At 42.7% G+C, this 19,645-nt stretch carries 20 protein-coding genes; 7 read left to right on the forward strand and 13 right to left on the reverse strand.

The features are described 5' to 3' along the window. Positions 1-153: 153 nt before the first annotated feature. The 5 genes from P6709_RS09505 to P6709_RS09525 form a co-directional block, all read right to left on the reverse strand. A complete protein-coding gene (locus P6709_RS09505) occupies positions 154-489 on the reverse strand; it encodes a hypothetical protein (RefSeq protein WP_278240684.1) in 336 nt (111 codons plus the stop codon). Beyond that, a complete protein-coding gene (locus P6709_RS09510) occupies positions 489-2,189 on the reverse strand; it encodes a ribonuclease YeeF family protein (protein ID WP_278240685.1) in 1,701 nt (566 codons plus the stop codon). The genes P6709_RS09505 and P6709_RS09510 overlap by 1 nt, the downstream gene beginning before the upstream one ends. A 16-nt stretch (positions 2,190-2,205) precedes the next feature. After that, positions 2,206-2,472: a YwqI/YxiC family protein gene (locus P6709_RS09515; RefSeq protein WP_278240686.1), complete on the reverse strand. Its 267-nt coding sequence runs from the start codon at positions 2,470-2,472 to the stop codon at positions 2,206-2,208. After that, complete coding sequence (locus P6709_RS09520) at positions 2,463-2,900, reverse strand: YwqH-like family protein (RefSeq protein WP_278240687.1); 438 nt, start codon at positions 2,898-2,900, stop codon at positions 2,463-2,465. Before P6709_RS09520 ends, P6709_RS09515 begins: the two co-directional genes overlap by 10 nt. Positions 2,901-3,142: 242 nt before the next feature. Further along, a complete protein-coding gene (locus tag P6709_RS09525) occupies positions 3,143-4,678 on the reverse strand; it encodes a methyl-accepting chemotaxis protein (protein WP_278240688.1) in 1,536 nt (511 codons plus the stop codon). A gap of 501 nt (positions 4,679-5,179) precedes the next feature. On the opposite strand from P6709_RS09525, the gene P6709_RS09530 reads away from it, so the two are divergent. Beyond that, on the forward strand, positions 5,180-6,637 hold the full coding sequence (locus P6709_RS09530; protein WP_278240689.1) for a SulP family inorganic anion transporter: 1,458 nt from the start codon (positions 5,180-5,182) through the stop codon (positions 6,635-6,637). Positions 6,638-6,660: 23 nt separating this feature from the next. Continuing rightward, positions 6,661-7,077, forward strand: a complete 417-nt coding sequence (locus tag P6709_RS09535) for a universal stress protein (protein WP_278240690.1) — start codon at positions 6,661-6,663, stop codon at positions 7,075-7,077. Between the two features lie 67 nt (positions 7,078-7,144). On the opposite strand, the gene P6709_RS09540 is transcribed toward P6709_RS09535, so the two are convergent. After that, positions 7,145-7,309: a hypothetical protein gene (locus P6709_RS09540; RefSeq protein WP_278240691.1), complete on the reverse strand. Its 165-nt coding sequence runs from the start codon at positions 7,307-7,309 to the stop codon at positions 7,145-7,147. A 547-nt stretch (positions 7,310-7,856) separates the two neighbouring features. On the opposite strand from P6709_RS09540, the gene P6709_RS09545 reads away from it, so the two are divergent. Then, positions 7,857-8,354: a DUF3231 family protein gene (locus tag P6709_RS09545; protein ID WP_278240692.1), complete on the forward strand. Its 498-nt coding sequence runs from the start codon at positions 7,857-7,859 to the stop codon at positions 8,352-8,354. Positions 8,355-8,425: 71 nt separating this feature from the next. On the opposite strand, the gene P6709_RS09550 is transcribed toward P6709_RS09545, so the two are convergent. After that, the gene (locus P6709_RS09550) at positions 8,426-11,503 is read right to left on the reverse strand and encodes a cell wall-binding repeat-containing protein (protein WP_278240693.1); all 3,078 of its coding nucleotides are present in this window, start codon (positions 11,501-11,503) and stop codon (positions 8,426-8,428) included. A gap of 250 nt (positions 11,504-11,753) precedes the next feature. On the opposite strand from P6709_RS09550, the gene P6709_RS09555 reads away from it, so the two are divergent. The 3 genes from P6709_RS09555 (at position 11,754) to P6709_RS09565 (ending at position 12,440) form a co-directional block, all read left to right on the forward strand. Beyond that, complete coding sequence (locus P6709_RS09555) at positions 11,754-11,975, forward strand: DUF1659 domain-containing protein (protein ID WP_278240694.1); 222 nt, start codon at positions 11,754-11,756, stop codon at positions 11,973-11,975. Between the two features lie 30 nt (positions 11,976-12,005). After that, the gene (locus P6709_RS09560; protein ID WP_278240695.1) at positions 12,006-12,224 is read left to right on the forward strand and encodes a DUF2922 domain-containing protein; all 219 of its coding nucleotides are present in this window, start codon (positions 12,006-12,008) and stop codon (positions 12,222-12,224) included. Between the two features lie 81 nt (positions 12,225-12,305). Next, the gene (locus tag P6709_RS09565) at positions 12,306-12,440 is read left to right on the forward strand and encodes a YvrJ family protein (RefSeq protein ID WP_278240696.1); all 135 of its coding nucleotides are present in this window, start codon (positions 12,306-12,308) and stop codon (positions 12,438-12,440) included. Positions 12,441-12,494: 54 nt separating this feature from the next. Here the strand turns inward: P6709_RS09565 and iadA are convergent, their stop codons facing one another. From iadA to P6709_RS09590, 5 genes are all read right to left on the reverse strand, one after another. Further along, on the reverse strand, positions 12,495-13,667 hold the full coding sequence (gene iadA / locus P6709_RS09570; RefSeq protein ID WP_278240697.1) for a beta-aspartyl-peptidase: 1,173 nt from the start codon (positions 13,665-13,667) through the stop codon (positions 12,495-12,497). 107 nt (positions 13,668-13,774) lie between these two features. Next, a complete protein-coding gene (gene yfcC, locus P6709_RS09575; RefSeq protein WP_278240698.1) occupies positions 13,775-15,286 on the reverse strand; it encodes a putative basic amino acid antiporter YfcC in 1,512 nt (503 codons plus the stop codon). Positions 15,287-15,453: 167 nt separating this feature from the next. Then, positions 15,454-16,500, reverse strand: a complete 1,047-nt coding sequence (locus tag P6709_RS09580; RefSeq protein WP_278240699.1) for a bifunctional transcriptional activator/DNA repair enzyme AdaA — start codon at positions 16,498-16,500, stop codon at positions 15,454-15,456. A gap of 92 nt (positions 16,501-16,592) precedes the next feature. Then, a complete protein-coding gene (locus P6709_RS09585; protein ID WP_278240700.1) occupies positions 16,593-17,384 on the reverse strand; it encodes a DUF4362 domain-containing protein in 792 nt (263 codons plus the stop codon). Between the two features lie 64 nt (positions 17,385-17,448). After that, positions 17,449-18,099: an RNA polymerase sigma factor gene (locus P6709_RS09590; RefSeq protein WP_278240701.1), complete on the reverse strand. Its 651-nt coding sequence runs from the start codon at positions 18,097-18,099 to the stop codon at positions 17,449-17,451. A 92-nt stretch (positions 18,100-18,191) separates the two neighbouring features. Here P6709_RS09590 and P6709_RS09595 point away from each other — a divergent pair, with 92 nt between their 5' ends. Further along, positions 18,192-18,617, forward strand: coding sequence for a VOC family protein (locus P6709_RS09595; protein ID WP_278240702.1), 426 nt, complete (start codon positions 18,192-18,194; stop codon positions 18,615-18,617). An 80-nt stretch (positions 18,618-18,697) separates the two neighbouring features. Here P6709_RS09595 and ku read toward each other — a convergent pair whose 3' ends face one another. Beyond that, the gene (gene ku / locus P6709_RS09600) at positions 18,698-19,537 is read right to left on the reverse strand and encodes a non-homologous end joining protein Ku (RefSeq protein ID WP_278240703.1); all 840 of its coding nucleotides are present in this window, start codon (positions 19,535-19,537) and stop codon (positions 18,698-18,700) included. Positions 19,538-19,645: the final 108 nt, after the last annotated feature.

Consider the following 19,645-nt stretch of genomic DNA (forward strand, 5'->3'; position numbering starts at 1 on the left):
CCCACATAGCACCTTACCCCCTGAGTATATTCACCACATTCAAAAATAGTCGCAAATAGGGGTGCGCCACTTACTCCTTTACTCTATTAAAGACACTACCTTTAAACATAAAAAACCGCTTTTCACTGATTAAGCATCAGTTCAAAGCGGCTGTTATTTTACGATATCTTTGCCTACGAATTCGCCTGTTGAAGGATCAATAAAAAATCTTCTTCCATAGAAATCAGTAACGCCAAGCTGATCATTAGCTGAGCTGATGCCGACGTATGGAAATCTTCTTTTCCCTGCTAGTTCATCTCCTGGATCCTGGATCTGCCACAGCTGATTTCCGTCCATGTCCAGACCTATTACATTATCAAGCGTGCCATCTGGCGTAAAAATGACAATGACAGTATCCTTAAACATTTTGGTTTCGTGAATATTTTTTTCAAGCGTCACCGTTTTGCCCTGTATCGTTAATTCGTTTTTAGTGTATGTCAAATTATTCATCAATTTCCTCCTATTAAGCGTTCATTTCCAAAGTCGCCAACGTACTGACCCATCAGATCAAACTGCTCTCCTCCACCTTGATGGCCAAACAAAGGATTTACTACACCGTTACGAATAACCGTGCCTTCTTCCAATGTAAGATCTGCCAGATATTTTGGAGTGTACGGCAAAGCAAATTTATCCTGGATTTCATGAACTGTCAGTCCTGTAACGTCATCTTCTTTCATAAACCACCCTCCGTACATATTGGAGTTTTCTCCATCATATACCCTGACAAAGGTAGTCGTCTCAGTCAACTGAACTTCTTTTACACTTGTACCAGGCTTATATGGGGGCTGATCGTACCCCATTTCATCTTTCCACCATTTATTTGTTTGTTCAGCAGGCACCTCTTGGATCAGCTTCGATTGAATACCGGAAACCGGTTCATCAGCATGACGGGTTATCGCAGGATTCGTTGCATTTTGCACTGCACCACCAGGTCCTTTTAAGGCGTATGCACTGCCTCCCAATATAAATGCAGCCTGAAGAAGACTTGCATTCCGCTGCTCTTCGCTAAGTTCATTTCCCATCATATCACGGCCTGTCAAATACTCACTCATGCCGTTTGCACTAACTAGTCCGTAAATTCCAAATTCCGACTTTTCCAGAGCACTGAGGGATCTAGTGGACTTAAATGTCTGAATGCCGTGTGTAGCTGCATCCATGCTTTTCCCTGTATTGTATAGTGCTTTTCCTCCCTTTAGTAAACGGCCTCCGATGCCCACAATTGGAATAAACCCTGCAGCAGCCATCCCACCTGCTATGATGCGCTGACTTTCTGACAGCTCTTCACCTGTAACAGGATCAATGCCGGTTGATGCACGCTGATAATCGTAATAGCCGCTAAATTCGCCAGCTAAGTTCACAGTGGTGCCCCACGCCTTTTCATACCATGGACGTGCATCAAGCTCCGCCTGTTTGGCCTGTGCTTCCCTGATTGCCTGCTGTTCCTGTTTGTGGGCAATATATTCGAGGCCGTTTTTTTCCACGTCCCCTTTTACCTGATAGGCTTCGCTGGTCTCAAATGCGGCTGAATCAAAATGAACAGGATCGTATTCTCCATTTTGTCCCGTCGCATCCATCATTGCCATAAAAAGTGCCTCGGCAATGGTTTGAGCATCTTCAGAGACTGCGTATTCCTCCACAAGCGCCTGGTCCAATTCCTCAAGCGTTTCAATTGTATCTTGACGTTTATTTTTCGCATCATCCAAATTTAACTCGAGCGGCTCACGGGAATAGGGCTCCAGAGAAATCAGATCATTGATACCGGATAATATCCCTGAGAGGTCCTCATGCTGCTGACTGATCATTTGAGTAATCCGATGATGTGCACTGTCAAGCTCCTGCTCTAAAAAGGGAAGATCAATAAAGGTTTGTGCACCAAGCTCACGGTCTGAGCCCATTGCACCCACATCCTGCATAAAGGCTATCTGCAGATCAGCAAAGTGAATCCAGGAATCCACTACTTCGCTTTGCGCACCAAAAAACTGCTTAATTGCATCAGCTCCTGCTCCCTGAAATGCCTCATCAAGGGTGGACACCGCCATCATTTTTTCTTTGAGGAAGACAAGCTGTTCCCGAAATGTCTGGTACTGACTCACACGTTCTTCCATGGTCTCCTTAAGTGCTTCAGCATCATAGCGTACGGTTGATGACATGCTCCTCCCCCTTTTCCTAGTTGCGAATGATTGATTCATCCTGCTTCTTCAAAAGATCCACATTCGCTTTTGTATCTTCTATTGTTTTTTGTACAATTTGCTGATAGGCATCCAAGAGCTCCTGAATCCCTTGTTCACGTTCTTCCCATGCTTTAGTAAAAGCAAGCTGATTGTCCCCCAGTGAGGAAACAGGAGGTGCAGTCAATGTCACGTCTGCCAATGCTCTCTCCACATCAAGCAGTGCCTGGGTAACAGTATGATGATGCAGTTTAATTACAACCATGACGCAAGCCCCTTCCTGATCTCACCCAGTTTACTGATTGCGCTGTCAATTGCATCTTCCCCTTTTCTGATGAGATCTTCAGCTTCGTTTGAAACGATATCCAAAGCGGTCAAGGCAGCAATTTGATTTTGCAGCGTGCTAATCTTTGATTCTATTGAACTGATATACATGGAATAATCATAATGAAGGATTTGATCTAATTTTTCACTCGCCGCTTCACGGTCTTCATCGAATGAATCCGCCCTGGTCCCTTTCCATGACGCTCCCAGCTCAGGTTCCGTCAGAGTTTTCTTTTCTTCAAATCCTGTCTCCTGCTCGCGTTTAATATCGCTCAACGCCGTTTCCAGACGCTGAATATCTGCAGCGATGTTTGTACGCTGCGACGTTATGCTGCTCGTTAAATTGTTCAACTCTCCCGCTAAATCCATCTGACATACCCTCCTTGATTGTCTCCGATCATTTTCTACTATTTTCCTATATTGTAAGGGTGAAAATGATAGACAGGCAACCGCCATGTTGCTTTATTGGATAAAATAAGAAATAGGACCCGGCTTATCAAAGTAGTTCTAAACTACTCCTCTACTCAGTAAATCTCACAACTTATGAACCTTTACATTAAAAGAATGATTCCACCTTTTGAATCATATTAGTATTCATTTATACATTGATTTTACCTGACATGTTCAAAAGACTGTATTCTTTCTGTAAGCGCACCCAGATCTTTGGTCAGTTGTTCAAGATACTCTGACATGGAAGTAAATTCTTCTGCTGCAGCAAGCTGTTCTTCTGATGTAGCTGAAATTTCTTTTGCATAGGCTGCCCCGTCGGAAGTATATTGTTTAGATAATTGAAGTGTTTCCCTCATCATTTTTTCCTGCTGATGAATCGTCTGAGTAATACCAGCCAGCTCACTGACTTTTTCATCCACGGCCACAATGGACTGATGAATCTGAGCGAAGGTGCAGGCCGTCAGTTCCATTTGCTTTTCACTATCATGAACTTCCAGTAATTCCTCCTCAATAAGCGCTCCCATCTGACCGTTCTTTGCCTCAATTTCCTTAACGACCTCTGTAATCTGCCTGCTTGCTGATTCTGATTGACTCGCAAGCTTTCTCACTTCTTCAGCAACAACAGCAAACCCTTTTCCAGCTTCTCCTGCCCGTGCAGCTTCAATAGAGGCATTGAGCGCCAGTAAATTTGTCTGATTGGCAATTTGACGGATCGAACCCACAAACGAATCAATGTCCCGCATTTGCTCACTCAATTGATTCATCTCTTTCTTTATTTTTACTGAGATAGAAGACACTTTCTTTAGTTGGTCTGATGTTTGGGTAATAGCCGATTGACCTTCTGATGCAAGCGTTCCAGCACCTTCCATTTGAGCAGAAAGGTGTTCTGTATGGTTCTGCATAGATGCTGCTGCATGGGTTAATTGATCCAGCTCACTCAGGCTTTTCCCGCTGGTAGTCAATTGGCTGTGGGAATCCTTCATCCAATCTGTCACCGAAGCCGCCACTTCAAAGCTGACACTTTTCGTTTGCTCCGCTCCAGCTGCAATGCTTGAAGATATTTGCTGTAAAGATTGAGAAGATTGTTTAAGCTCTAACACAATTGCATCGAAACGAAGCTCGTTTTGCTGTTGTTCTTTTTTGTAATCCTTTTCATTTTGCTGTCTGCTGTATACAAGAGCACTATTAGCTGCGGCGGTTAAGATCAAAAACACAGCATGAATCAAAAGCAGAGGAAATGCATAGTTTTCAGTGCCGCAAAGTAAAACCGGAAATAGAAAATACCCGCCTAAATGGTGAACGGCAAAAATTACTGTACTGATCGCGATCATAAGAATCGAACCAAAATAAGCAATCAATGCAATGACCATGAAAATGGAAAAATGATATTCCACCCACCCATTGCCTGAAGCAATTATTAACATCGATCCATGTGTAAGCGTGAGTGTAATCAGAAGTTTAAACCAGCTGCTTTCCGGATTTTTTTTATAAAACACTGTAGCAACCGCAAGAAGTCCAAGGGTTACAGCCGCCAAAACACCAAATACCCCTTGATCTGCAGTACTCATGACATCATTGCGCAATAACAGAATCGTTGCCTGTCCAAATCCTAACTGTGTATGAAGAAACCAGACCGCCCCAGCTAATGCTACCGTTAAATAAGCAAAAAGAATCATTAATTTGTTTCCTTTTATCATAATTAATTCGTCACCTTCTCTTTTTATAAATCAATACTATTTACCTATTATCCACTGAATGTACTTTCTTTTCCAATTTGAATATGCTGCTTTTCCACTTTTCCTGCACGGTTTTTTAATAGCGTCCAACCCTTGAAATCTTCATACATCGTGGTATACTTATTTCGTTCATAACGGTTGACTTTTCTGAAGAGAGAGAAGTTGTTTGGAGATTAGAGCAAGTTACCTCAACGAATCAGGTCACTCAATGCTTAATTAAGTACATGGATCTTTATTTATAGTCCATTCACTTAAGAAGAGTAATTGGACCTTACGTTCACGAACGCCAGGGGTACATAAGAGTTTAAAATAGAGAACCTTATTCTGACAATTAAATCTGCAGATAAGGATTATTTTTCATGCAGCTGAACAATCACTGTTTTTTGTTATGCGCTCATAACCTTGTACTGACTTTTGTGAGACTCAAAAGTCAACCAAATATAAAAAGAAAGAGGTAAAAAGATGAGAGGCGTTTTTACAAAAGAAGAGTGGTTTGGAAATGTTAGAGGAGATGTTCTTGCAGGAATCGTAGTTGCACTGGCACTGATTCCCGAAGCAATTGCCTTCTCTATTATTGCCGGGGTGGATCCCATGGTGGGCCTCTATGCATCCTTCTGCATTGCCGTTGTGATTGCATTCGTTGGCGGACGTCCCGGGATGATTTCAGCCGCTACAGGAGCGATGGCTCTATTAATGGTGACCCTGGTTGCCGAGCACGGTCTTCAATATTTATTCGCAGCGACTGTCCTGACCGGCCTTCTGCAGATTCTGGCAGGCGTGTTTAAATTGGCGAAATATATGAAATTTATCCCAAGGTCAGTGATGATCGGCTTTGTAAATGCATTAGCGATTCTGATTTTCATGGCTCAAATTGAACATTTTGTTGGAGAATCCTGGATTATGTATGCATTAGTGGCTTTAACTCTGGCCATTATTTATCTGCTGCCACTCCTCACCAAAGCAATTCCTTCTACTTTAGTGGCCATTGTGGTGGTAACAGTCATCGTTATTTCTATGAATATAGGGGTACGTACGGTTGGAGACATGGGTGCTTTAACTCAAACTCTTCCAATGTTTTTAATCCCTGATATTCCGCTGACTTTTGAAACACTGCAGATCATTTTCCCATATGCTATTGCCTTAACGGTTGTGGGTCTGCTTGAATCACTTTTAACCGCTTCAATTGTGGATGATGCGACAGATACAGAAAGTGATAAAAATATGGAAACTCGCGGGCAAGGAATCGCGAATGTCGTGACAGGATTTTTTGGAGGAATGGCCGGCTGTGCGATGATTGGGCAATCCATTATTAACGTAAAGTCAGGCGGAAGAGGAAGACTCTCTACTCTTGTAGCTGGTGTTTTCCTAATGTTTTTAATCGTCATTCTCGGTGGAGTTGTGGTGCAAATCCCTATGGCAGCTCTAGCAGGTGTTATGATTATGGTTTCCATCAGCACATTTGACTGGACTTCCCTAAAAACTATGCATATTGTGCCTAAAACCGATGTGGTCGTAATGGTCGTTACAGTAGCGGTCGTTGTATATACGCATGATTTATCTCAAGGCGTTTTAGCCGGCGTTGTCTTAAGCGCACTATTCTTTGCTTCAAAAATATCTAAAGTAAAAGTAATGTCGCTCCTTGTGAATGATGGCTCCAAAAGAATCTATTATATACGCGGACAGATTTTCTTTGCATCTGTCACTGAGTTTTTGGAGGAATTTAAGTTTTCTGAAGAAGTCGATGAAGTTGAACTGGACTTTACTGCTGCTCATTTATGGGATGATTCAGCAGCCGGAGCGATTGATAAGATTGAAATGAAGTTTAAACAAAATAATACGAAGGTCTATTTTAAAGGGTTAAACGTTGAGAGTAAGGACCTGATGAACAAAATAGGCGGCTTATCAAACAACGGACATTAAGCCATTCTGGAAGGAGGGAAAAGATGAGGAAACTAATGGTCGCAATAGACGGCTCAGAGCATGCAGAGCGGGCACTTGAAAAAGCAATATCGATCAGTGCTTCCCATGATGATGCGTATATTGATCTTGTATACGCAGTAGACGGAGATCAATCAAAATCAGACATCCTGCACTATGGCGATAGCGATACCGCCCGCTACAAACGGGAAAAAATGCTTGAAAAAAATGCTGAAAAGGCAAGACAGGAAGGCATCCACGTTTCAATTGAAATTCTGCACGGATCCCCTGCCGAAACGCTTATATCGTTTGCCAATAGCCGTGAGTATGATCTGGTTTTAGTAGGCAGCAGAGGCCGGAACAAACTTCAGACCATGCTGCTTGGGAGTGTAAGCCATAAGCTTGTGAAGTATATTGATGCTCCAGTTATGGTCATAAAATAATGTGAATGATTTCATAAAAAAAAGCAGATTCATCTCATGGATGGAATCTGCTTTTTTACATTTAATTTTAATTTATATTACTCATAACCTGACAGTTGCGGATGTCTTTTAAGTGGACAAGCTCCACAGTTGAGGGCTGAGTTTTACGCTTTAATGCACAAAAATTTTTACTATCAACTGAAAGGATGGTATATTCTTCTCCATTATAGAGTATAATATCTCCTTTTTTCATTTTACTTCCTCCGTTTAATGATTGATTCTCATGAAATAGGGACATATAGCAAACACGGTCACATGCTGAGGTACCTATGCTTTACAAGCCTTCACACATTTTTCTATTTTTAATCTATGAAAACAGCCATATTTTTTCTCAAAATATGACGATTAGTTTGAACAATCGTGCGAATTCGACGATAACACTTATATTTATTATATCATCTTCTATCAATCTGTACTCAACAAAATAGGTTGAAAAGTTTTTTGAGGCTGCTCCTTTCTCCAATTTACATCACTCTATATTGTTAGCCCTTTATAATCAGCTTATTCAGGTGAGGACTCAAATGATCATATTAAAGTGCCTGATTTCAAATGTAAATAGTACTTGGTTTAACCCATTGAAGACACTTAATACTATTCTCTCCCACCTCTCTCTTTTTCCCACAAAAAACCACATTTTTTTCTGCATCTTCTTCATATTTTAGAATTCAACGGGCAGGCTAACAAGGTTCACCAAGACTGTTTCGTTCAAGCTTGGTGAGAACTAAAAAGGAGGAATGAAGATGGGAATTTTAAGCGGAAACCCTAAAACAGAACCGATGCATTACGGAGAGGTATTCGGTACCTGGTCTTATTTAACTGTGGCAAAAGCAGGCGTAGCGTCACACCAGGTGATGATGAATCACGTTGGAGATCATGACCTGCAGCGATTAATCGATGAGGCAATCAAAGTCAGTGAAAATGAAATTGATCAAATTGAAACGATTCTGCGTGAAAATGGGATCGGTCTTCCTCCAACGCCGCCTGCACGCCCGGTAGCGAAACTCGAGGAAATCCCTGCTGGCGCCCGTTTTCAGGATATGGAAGTATGCGCGGGTGTTCAGGCTGCCATTGCTGCAGGTCTTGTTAGCTGCAGTCAAATTATAGGCCAATCCGTACGCGAGGACATTGCTCTTCTTTTTGGGCAATTTCACATGGAAAAAGCAAGACTTGGAGCCAAATTTTTAAACCTTAGCAAAGACAAAGGGTGGCTTGTTCCTCCGCCGCTTCATCAAAATTAATGTTCTGTTAGCATACCCTTTTATGCATAAAAAGAAGTCCTGATTTTCATCAGGACTTCTTTCTCTCTTACTTATTCAAAAAGCGCCTCAAAGGTTGAAGTAGGAAGCACAGACTCTCCTCCAATGACGTAATACTTTCCAGTTTCATGCGCGTAACCTGAAACTGTATCAATTGTCGTCTGTTTAGGACTAACAGGATTTGTTAAAATGATTGGATTGCCATTTATTCCGGCAAAAGCTGACCCCGCCAAGGCATCCGGGAAGTTTTGGCCGGTTGCAATAAAGACTGTTGACATATTTACACTATCTAAATTGTGGAAGTAATCAATAATCTCGCTATTCGTTTCATAACGGTTGACCCCGCTTAATCTCTTAGCACCCCTAAACGATTTAGCAACCTTATCACTAACAATTGATTTTCCACCGATAATAAATGTTTGATTTTCAATTGTTTTTTTGTATTCTTGCAAGGCAGGTGGGATGGTATCTGATTTTGTTAACAGAATTGGCATACCAATCCACGATGCAATTGGTGCAATGGATAGTGCATCAGCATAGCTGTTTCCGTTAACAACTACAGCTAATTCAGTCAGACCAAGCTCTTTAGCGACATTTACAGATGTCTCATAACGATCCTTACCACTAATTCGCTTGATGTTTTTTATCCCCAAACTCTTCAATTCTTTCTCCACATTAGGTGAAACAACATATCCGCCCCCTACGATTGTCGCAGAGCTTGCGTTTAGTCGAACAATTTCATCCTTCACGCTGTCAGGCAAAGATTTTGCTTTTGTTAATAAAAGCGGTGCCTGATGTTTGTAAGCCAATGGTGTTGCGCTCAGTGCATCCGGATAATTTCCTCCTGCAGCAATGATCACATGTTTTGAGCTTTTCCATCCCTCAGCAGAGACCTTAACAGATGTTTCGTAACGGTCTTTCCCGCTGATTCGTTCAAATAGCTCGTCATTTCCATCGTAATCTTCAGAAAATGTGATCGCGTTATAGGCATCTAATCTTCCCCAGCCTGATACAAGATCATATCCTTCCACTGGTTCCGAAAAGTAGTACGGGTCCTCCGGATCAAAAGGCTGGTACGGATTATCACTTTCTTCAAAGGCGATATCCTGAGCACTTCTTGTCAGAATGGTTTCAATATCACCAGGAAGCAATTCAGGATTATGAGAAAGCAGCAGGCCTGCGACAGCAGCCACATGCGGAGTTGCCATCGATGTACCGCTTTGGTAAACGACATTGCCATCTGGCATTAAACTTGGTACATCAGATCCTGGTGCGACCAAATCAAGGCCTTCTCCATAATTCGAGTAATCTGCAACAATATCCATTCTGTTCGTTGATCCAACAGCAATGGCGTATTTAGATGACGCTGGATAAGAAACTTCTTCGTATGCTTCATTTCCACTTGCAGCCACTACGGTCACGTTGCGGTCGTTAGCATATTTTAATGCATATTCGATTACCCGGCTGTATGGACCGCCAAGGCTTAGATTCAACACCTGTGCTCCCTGGTCAACCGCGTATTTAATCCCATAAGCAATTTGCTCTGTATCCCCGCCGCCTGAAGCGTCAAGAACCTTTACAGGCATGATGTCTGCATAAGGATTGATTCCAGCCATTGAGTAATGATTATCAGTGGCTGCAGCAATAATTCCCGCGACATGAGTTCCATGTCCGTAATCATCCATTGCATCCCTATTTCTGCTGACAAAATTGTAGCCTGATTCAGTTTGAACGCTGTCACTTAGGTCAGCAAGTGTATGATCTACTCCTGTATCAAGAACGGCAATTAATGTATTTGTAAGCTCTTTGCCTTCAAGTAAATCGCGCAGCTCCGTATAGTTGATGTCAGCTTCCGCTACCCCCTGAACAGCTCCGTCATTTTCCAGTGACCACTGGTAGTCGTACTGCGCATCTGCTGTAAAAGCCTGATACTGCTGAACCGGCTCCACAAAATCCACTTCAGGAAGCTTGTCCAGTTTTGCAGCAGTTGATTTCATCGATTGAGCAGAAGCCTGATAAGAGGAAGACGCTTCTACTTCAAGCACGAACATATTTGGAAAAACAGACTCGTCCGCTGCCAGCGGTTCAATCGATTGAACACCATAGGATTTTGTTTTAGATTGAATGCTGCTGATTTTCTTTCCGTCCTTCAGTTTTACAATAAGACGATTGTCCTCTGGTTTAGCAGTTGAGTATCCGCCTTTTGATAAAATGGAAGAAACGGTTTGATTCGTCAAATTAGAAACGCCAATCCCCGTACCTGCTTTCTGAATTTCTTCTTTTAAAAACTCAGGAACGGAATCCAGTGCAGTGGAATAAAGGGCGTTGATTGAATCCTGATCCTCTTTTGTGATTTTATAGGTGCTTGCACTTCCATTTGCAGCTATGTCTTTAAATAATGGTTTTAACTGCACCAGGTTGTTGAAAACGTCATCTCTTACTGTTTTGCTCAGCACCATTTTTGTACTGATAAATGGGGCTGCTTTGTAATAAGTAGCTGACAGGTCTTTCCCCTTGCTTGTTTTTGCAAGAACATCTTCACGGATCGAACGTAAATCCGCTAATATTCCTTTTCCTTCTTCTCTTTGATCCACAGCCAGTTCGACCGTGCATTCCTCACCAACTATGTCATCTGATGGAGAAAGTGTAATTCCCTCGTAGCCGATCGTATAAGGACCGCCTGAAATTTCAATAAGTTCTCCTTTTTCGTCTTCATAATATTCGGTTCCATACGATTCTACTTTTATGTAGTAGGGGCCTGTCCAGGCAATAGGAAAATCAATAATTGCCGGCTCATCCATGTAGGAATAATTCATATAGCGGTCAAATGCCCAATTATCTACGGCGTTTTCAATACTCGAGTACACCGTGATGTTTAGCTCTTGCTCTGATTGAAGATTTATACGAAAATGAGTAAACTCTTCGACATCCATTTTTGATGGGTCAATCGTATACCATTGAACGAACTCCCCTTCTTCAAATGTCGCCTCCATCATTTCGCCAAGTACTAATTTTTCTTCCTCATTAGGAACCATTACTTCCGCTTTTACTTCCATTGAACCAAACTGACTGAAAAAAAGCGAAAAGATTAGAAAAACAGACAAACAACCGCTAACCAATTTCCTTTTCATTTACATCCCCCATAAATTCATAATATTTACATTTATATTAAATCATAGAATCAGAGTCACTGGCAATCTCTTCTAGTACGTTTTTACTCTTCTTTTCTCTTTATTTTTTCAACACTAAAAAGCGGGACTTATGGCTCTACTCTGTTCATAGTTTCTATGCATCAAAATGCTACTCCTTTAAATTCAGTATTCTATGGTGTCCTTTTTTTTCCGCCGCTGCGATATAGGAGGTGAAAGGAGGTGATTGACCATGGCAGTTAGCAACGTCAGTGATGTTAAGCTTCGTTTGGTTTTCGAAGACGGTTTAAAGCCAAACGGATCACCCATTTTAAAACGAAAGACACTTAGCCGCATCCGTTTCACAGCAACACCTGATCAGCTTCACAACACCGCACAGGCTCTTTCTTCTCTGTGCAGCTATTCACTTTTGGACACGGAACGAGTGGAAACATCCGGAATCCATCAGTTTTAATGACTCGTTAGAATGAAAGGAGGCGAAAACATGAATAAATCACTGGAACTTCAATTTCAAACAGCTGGTGGAGCAACTTCCACCCTGTCAATTGATTCTCCCATCGAGCCCGTCGATCCGGCAGCTATCAAATCAGTAATGGAAAGCATCATTGCTGAAGACGCATTTGTTACCCCAACAGGCGGACTTGTCGCCATTATCGGCGCACGCGTTGTAGCAAGAGGCGTTGAAGACGTGGAAATGGCATAGGGATTATCTTATTACTAAAAGCGGTCAGCGAACAGCTGACTGCTTTTTTTATGAGTAGACCATAGAAAGGAGTGAACCAGCATGGATGAGTGGATTAAGCTGATTAGTGAGGTAGGATTTCCAATTGTGGTAACTCTCTATTTGCTGCACCGGATTGAAGCGAAACTCGAAGCAGTGATTCAGTCCATACACGGCCTCACCGAACGAGCAGGATAAAAAAAGAGGAGCTTATCCTGTAAATCGGATAGCTCCTCTTGTCTATTACAAACCTTATTCAAATGTTCCTTTCACAACCGCTTCTCCGTTTTTAACCATGACTTGTCCAAGGGAAATGACGGTATCAATCTCAAGTGTGTCTTTGTCGAGCAGCACAAGATCCGCATCTTTTCCTTCTTTTATCTGCCCTTTTTGAGAAAGCTTAAGAATCGCTGCAGGATTTTCAGTTATTACGCGCACAGCATCCTCTATGGCCACACCTTCTTTTAAAATAGCATCCCGGACTTCAGGATAAAGCGTCGTTACTTTGCCAAGCTGAAGACCTAAAAATTCTCCCTGTTCATTAAAGTCCGGAAGACTTGCCTGTCCGTCAGAAGTAAACGTAATCAAAGACCCATCCACACCTTGCTCAAGCATCCTCTTCAGCGCCTCACTGCACTTTACTTCGCCTTCTTCAAAAAACTTAGGGATCGAACTCGTCGTAAAGTCCACGTATCCTCCTTTTTTCGCATAAGCAATACCTGCTTCAAATAAGTGAGGATTCCGGTTTATATGAGTTGGATAAAACTGTTTAATCGGAATATCGGTCGTCTCCACAACTTTTTCAATCACATCTAAATGGTCATAGCTGTCTCCCACATGCACATTGACAATACCCGCTTTTCCGGAAAGCATTCCCCCAATCCGGGCAGCTGAAGCAATTTTCGCAAGCTCTTCCACCGTAGGCTGCGAGGACCGGTGATCTGCAATCGCAATTTCACCTGCACCAATAATCCGGTCAATTAAAATTAAATCATCCTCAATCGTACCTGTCAGCGTTTTAACCGGCACTTGATAGGACCCTGTGTGCGCATAGCAGGTGATGCCTTCTTCTTCAAGTCCTCTGGCTTTGGCCACCAAACTCGCCATCGTACGGGTCGTGCCATCGGTTCCTATCACACCCACAAGCGTTGTCACTCCACCAAGCGTCGCATCTGTCAGCTGCAATTCAGGCGTTCTTGTCTTATAGCTGCCTTCTCCTCCGCCGCCCATTATATGAACATGTGAATCAATAAAGCCGGGAACGACTATTTTCCCTTCAGCGTCTATTTCCTCAATCTCCACAAAACCTTCCGGCCGCTCGATCTTCTCTCCAATAAACCCGATCTTACCATCCACCAGCAGCAAATCCTTCCTGCCAAGCGGATGCGGCGCGTACACATTCCCATTTCGAATCAACTTCAACATTTCAGCAGGCTCCTTTCAGTTTGCAACGTAACTTTCTTTATCACACTAAAGGGACCTGGCCCCTTGACCAAAGTAAAGCGGTCAGGCCCCTTTACTACTTTAATTCACTAAAAATTAATCAAGGTAGCAATTACAATAAATAGTGAAGCCATCGCGATCATCAGCAGCATGAATTTCCAGATGAAACGCGCCCACGTACCCCAGTCTACTCTCGCTGCACCAAGTGTTCCAAGTAACGCGGCGGATGTTGGTACAAAAATATTCGTTAATCCGTCTCCCAGTTGAAAAGCTAGGACCGCTACCTGGCGTGACACTCCAGCAATATCCGCCAGAGGCGCCATTAAAGGCATAGTTAATGCAGCTTGACCCGAACCGGATACCACAAAGAAATTAAAAACGGATTGGAAAGCATACATAAACCATGCTGACAGCGTTTCAGGGAAATCACCAATCACTTGCCCCGCTCCAAATAACATGGTATTTAATACAGATGGTGCATCCGGCGAGTCGCCACCAAGAATAATCACGATTCCCTTGGCCATACCGACAATCAACGCAGCCGGCAGCAAATCCTTCGCTCCTTCAACAAACCCTTCTGCAATGTCATCAACCTTCATATTATTCAGTTTAAACACAACAGCAATCAAGCCGGACACTAGACCGATTGTGAAAAATTGAGACGCGATCTCAGGAATGTAATAGGCATTTTCGATTACTCCCCAAATAATCCAGCCGAGCCCTACTATTAACGTCAGGATTACCAGACTGTGGCCCAGAGTGAATTTTGCATCCAGATCTTGTAACTCCGATTGTTTTCTAAAGTACGAATCCGTATCATACGAAAGAGATTTTTTCGGATCCTTTTTAATTCGTGCAGCATAACGCCAAGTAAAGATGATTCCGATAATTGTAAATACAGCCCACATCGCAATTCGAAAAGGTGCACCTGACAGCACCGGAACGTCAGATACTCCCTGCGCAATCGCGACACTAAATGGGTTCATCCACGAAGTGGCAAACCCTACCTGAGTCGCTACATATGTAATCATGACCCCTGTTATCGCGTCATACCCAAGGGCTACCATCAAAGGAACAAGAATAATAGCAAAAGCAATTGCTTCCTCCCCCATGCCAAACACGGCACCGCCAAGCGAAAACAAGAAAAACATAATCGGAACAATCAGAATCTCTTTTCCTTTTGTTTTATCAATCACACTCAATATTCCCTGTTCAATTGCTTTTGTGCGCAGGATAATTCCAAACGCTCCGCCAATAATCAAGATAAAAGCCACAACCCCCACGGCTGATCCCCATTTATCTCCTGAAACGAGACCTTCAAACACATAGTTTAAAAACCCGGCCTCTCCTCCAGCTTCAAACAGCTTCGTGCCTTCACGAACCTGATTACCCTCATTATCGGTGACAATTGAAAAGCTATCCGGAATCAGCACGGTCCGTGAAGATTCCTCTCCCCCCTGGCTATAAGTGACCTCTTCTGTCTCAAACTGCCCAACCGGAACCAAGTAAGTGAGCAGTGCAGCAAGAACCACAACTCCAAATACAATAACAAACGTATGCGGCACCTTCCAAGCGACTTTCTCCTTCTTATCCTTTTTCACATTCCTTCCTCCCTCTTTTTTTGAATATTGAATACAATCACCGATCTATCTTCCCATACCACTATCGTTTTCTCAAGGTGATGAGGTAACGCAATAAAGCACAGAAGGGGCCTGGCCCCTTCTGTGCTTTACATTTGAAACGTATGAAAGGGGTCAGGCCCCATTTGTTATTTGTTCTTTTTTTCAAATTCCAGCATCCATTGTTTACGGGAAATACCGCCCCCATAACCGCCAAGTTCTCCGTTGAGCCGGATGACTCTATGGCACGGAATGATAATGGCCAGCTGGTTTGCTCCGTTTGCAAGCGCTACTGCTCGAAAAGCTGTTGGTTTTTCCAAAGCTGCAGCAATATCAAAATAAGATTGAGTCTCCCCGTACTGAATCTCACGCAGTTTTTCCCACACACTTTTTTGAAAATCAGATCCCAGTAAGTGAACTGGAGTTTTAAACTCCGTAAGCTTCCCGGCAAAATAAACTTGAAGCTCTTTTTCAATTGACTGCAGGATCTGATTTGTGCCGGGAATTACCGCTGATTTTGTTTTAGTCCTCAGCTTTTCCACTTCCCGTTCAAGTCCCCGCCGGTCCACAAATTCAAGCAGCCATAAAGCATCATCATCGGCAATGGCGAGCATGGAGCCAAGCTTTGTGTCGATCCAGGAAGCTTTCAGGATTTTGGTTTCTTCTGCCAAAGCAGGCGGAGCTCCCATAATTCTTGAGAAGGCATCCCGAAAGCCGCTGCCCGATTCATAGCCTGCTGCAAGCTGTGCTTCTATCACCGGATCACCTGAACGGATCTGCTTCATCGCAATCCCCATTCTTCTTGATCTGGCATACTCCACAAACGTCATTCCAAAGCGTTTTTTAAATTGACGTCTTGCCGTAGATTCATCAATCGACATTTCTTTGAAATGATAACTTTTCCATTGCTTTTCAGGACTTTCTTCCACTGCTTCTACAAGTCTTGTGACAACTTCAGACACTTGATTGGGATGCGACAGCGGTCGGCATCTTTTACAGGGACGAAATGAGGCAAGCAGTGCTTCTTTTGCAGTAAAATAAAATTCACAGTTTTCAAATTTAGGCTTTCTAGCAGGACAGGTTGGGCGGCAAAAAACGCCGGTTGTTTTAACCCCCACATAAAAAATGCCCTCATACTCACTATTTTTTTCAATCAATGCCCGATAGAATTCACTTTTTCTTTCTATAGCCTCCATTGGATTTCCTCGCTTTCACAAAACCGGTTTTCTTGTAGTTTACCGTATCTGAAAAACGGACATCGCCAAAAATCAGGCATTGATTTTTAAAATTATTCTGGCTGTCCAGCCAATTTCCCTATAGCAATGATCCGCTCAGCCACGGCAATCATTTCTTTACTGTCTTCTCCATCGTCACATGCTGCCCATTCAAACTCTCTTTTTCCGTTATTGATCCATACTTCGAGCTTATATGTTTGATTATTGTTGGTATCACAGGCAGACGACAACGTCTTTTCTTCTAAGTAATTGGCAAACACAAGCTGTTTATATATTTTATTTAGATGCTCAGTGGAAAGCTGAAAATCACTCGTTACTTTTTCGGTACCCTCCGACTTTTCGATCCATTGCATTTGTTTCGTGTTCATTTCATAGTGAGGACTTTCAAGTGAAACGGCAAAATAATCCTGCTGCTCTGTATTATAAGATACCGTTAATAATTCTCTATCACCTTCTCCGGAGCAGCCTGTCAGATAATAAGTTGTCTCTGTGGCGGTCTCCTCCATCTTCATCGAGTCGCACTCGTGTTCGTATACCTCCCCGCTGCCAAAGGAGTCATGTGTAGTATCAAGGGTATAGTTCAACTTCTGGTTGTATTCAAGCTGTGAAATGATTGGATCTCCTTCTGTGGTATATTGTATAACTTTGATTGAGTCCTTTTCGCCTTCCTGTACGTGTTCTGTGAACCGGGTGAGCAGGTCGATATTTTCGATAGATCCATGGCTTTCAATCACATCCTTCTCCCTGTTGATGTCGGCATCACCAGGCCGCTCACTCTCACTTACTGACGAACATGCAGATAGCATCAAAACGATTATTGTGAAAAGAAACGTATGAAATTTCATACTACACCTCCTAATCCATAAGACGGGAATGGCAATGGAACGTTACAAGCATTGCAACACGAGTCTACCCTCTGATTTCCAGTGTATTTCCATCAGGGTCTATTACAAACAGGACACTTGTTTTAGCATTTCCCTGAATGGAAAATTGCCGTGCTTCCAAAACGCGGTAAAGAGCAAACAGCTTAGAGGCATTAGCGGTTTTAAAAGCGTTTTCAATTTCAGAAACCAGTTTAAAATCAGCTTCACTTAAGTTTAATGCTGGACCGGTATGGTTGGCAGATCTTAACTCAATACGTGCCCGATGAAGAGCTGTCTTAACTGCTGCGTTGCTGAGTCTGAGCATATCAGCCATTTCCTGTGAGGAAAAACCAAAAACGTCTTTCAATGCCACAAGCATCGCCTGCTTTAAAGGAAGCACAGAGTAAAGAACCTCCAGCAGTTCATTCCATTCATTAAAATCTGTGCTGACGGCTTCATCTCTATCATCCAGGAACAAGCGTGATCTGTTTTTTCTAAGCGAATCCACATATGTATTTTTGGCGACCCGGTACAGAAATGCCATCGTTATTTCACGTTCAGGTTCCTCTCTAATTATCCTGCAGAGGGTCAGCATGCTCTCCTGAACCAGATCCTCACTCATCCAGGGACAGCGTGTGAGCTTTAAGCAGTAGCGGTAAAGCTTCTTCATCGTGCTTTCTATCTCCTGAAAGACCATAGGCGTCATCCTCATTAATTTTCATTTATGAAATGTAACTTTTCATCTAGTATAAACGTTAAATAAGAGAAAATTAATAAGGAGTGAGGCAGATGTTTCGAGTAGGCAGTATTTTCATACCTGTAACCAATCTTGACCAATCTAAAAAATGGTACCAGAAGAATTTAGGTGTATCGGTGATCGACGAGTGGGAATTTGGTGAGGACAAAGGACTTGGAATGTTCTTCCCCAGCAGTCCGACACAACTGGGACTCGTTCAGGTGGAAAAACCGCAGCCGATGGAATTCACGATAAAAGGAAAGAAGAAAAACGTCTACTTTAATTTTGTTGTAGACGAAATTGAAACTGTGCACCGTGACCTTATAGCAAATGGGGTCACCACTACTGAAATAGAAGACTTCGGCGGAATGAAAGGCTTTGAATTTTTTGATCCTGACGGCAATCCTTTCAGCGTTGTAAGCGAAGAAGAAAATTCGCCATTTCACTCTGATCAAATTTTGAAGCGGCAGCGCGGCTGAGTTACCGCTTTAAACCATAAAAGGGGTCTGACCCCATCGATGCGTTACCGCACTGATGGGGTCAGACCCCTTTTTAAGAGTTAAGCATTTTTCTTCGCTTTTGATGGCGCTGCCCGTTTTTTAGGCGCAGGTTTTTTCTTTTTGGTTTTGTCTACAGATGCCTGAAGCGCAGCCATTAGTTCCGTTACGTTGGCTGAGGTGGTTGGCTGTTTGCGTTCGGTTGCTGTGACGGTTTTTTTGCCTGTTTTCTTTTGTTCGATCAGCTCCATTAAGGCAGTTCTGTAGTCATCTGTGTACTTATCAGGATCAAATTCCGTGGTAAGCTGGTCGATCAGCAGCAGAGCCGTATCGAGTTCTTTTTGTACGATTTTTGCGTCTTCCGGTACATTGGGTACGTCTTTTGAGCTGCGGACCTCGTCCGGAAAGTGGATGGTTTCCATGATGAGGGTTTCATTGTAGACCCTTACGACGGCAAGCTGTTCTTTCGAGCGGATGATAATCTTGGCTACGCCGATTTTGCCGGACTCCTCCAATGCTTTTTTCAAAAGGGAATACGCTTTTCCTCCTCCAGTGTCGGGCGCCATAAAATAGCTTTTCTCAAAATAAATGGGATCGATTTCTTCCAGTTTAACAAAATCGATGATTTCCACTGCTTTGTCTTCATTCTCTTTTTTCAGCTGTTCAAGATCTTCATCATCCAGCACGACAAATTTATTTTTCGCGTACTCATACGCTTTGACTATGTCTTCATTTTTTACTTCTTGATCACAGCCGGAGCAGACCTTTTGATAATTGATCGGTGTATGGCACTCTTTATGGAGCTGCCTTAGTTTAATATCTTTGTTTTCAGTAGCGGTGTGAAGCTTAACAGGGATATTAACGAGCCCAAATGAAATGCTTCCTTTCCAGACGGTATGCATGTTTTTCACCTGCTTGTTTTTTTCTTACTATGGAGGTTTTTGGTCCATATTATGTATGAAGTTTTGATCTTCATCAAAACCTAGTAAAAAACCACAAGGCGGTGTGAC

The organism is Jeotgalibacillus sp. ET6 (assembly GCF_029667115.1).
Lineage (GTDB): Bacteria > Bacillota > Bacilli > Bacillales > Jeotgalibacillaceae > Jeotgalibacillus.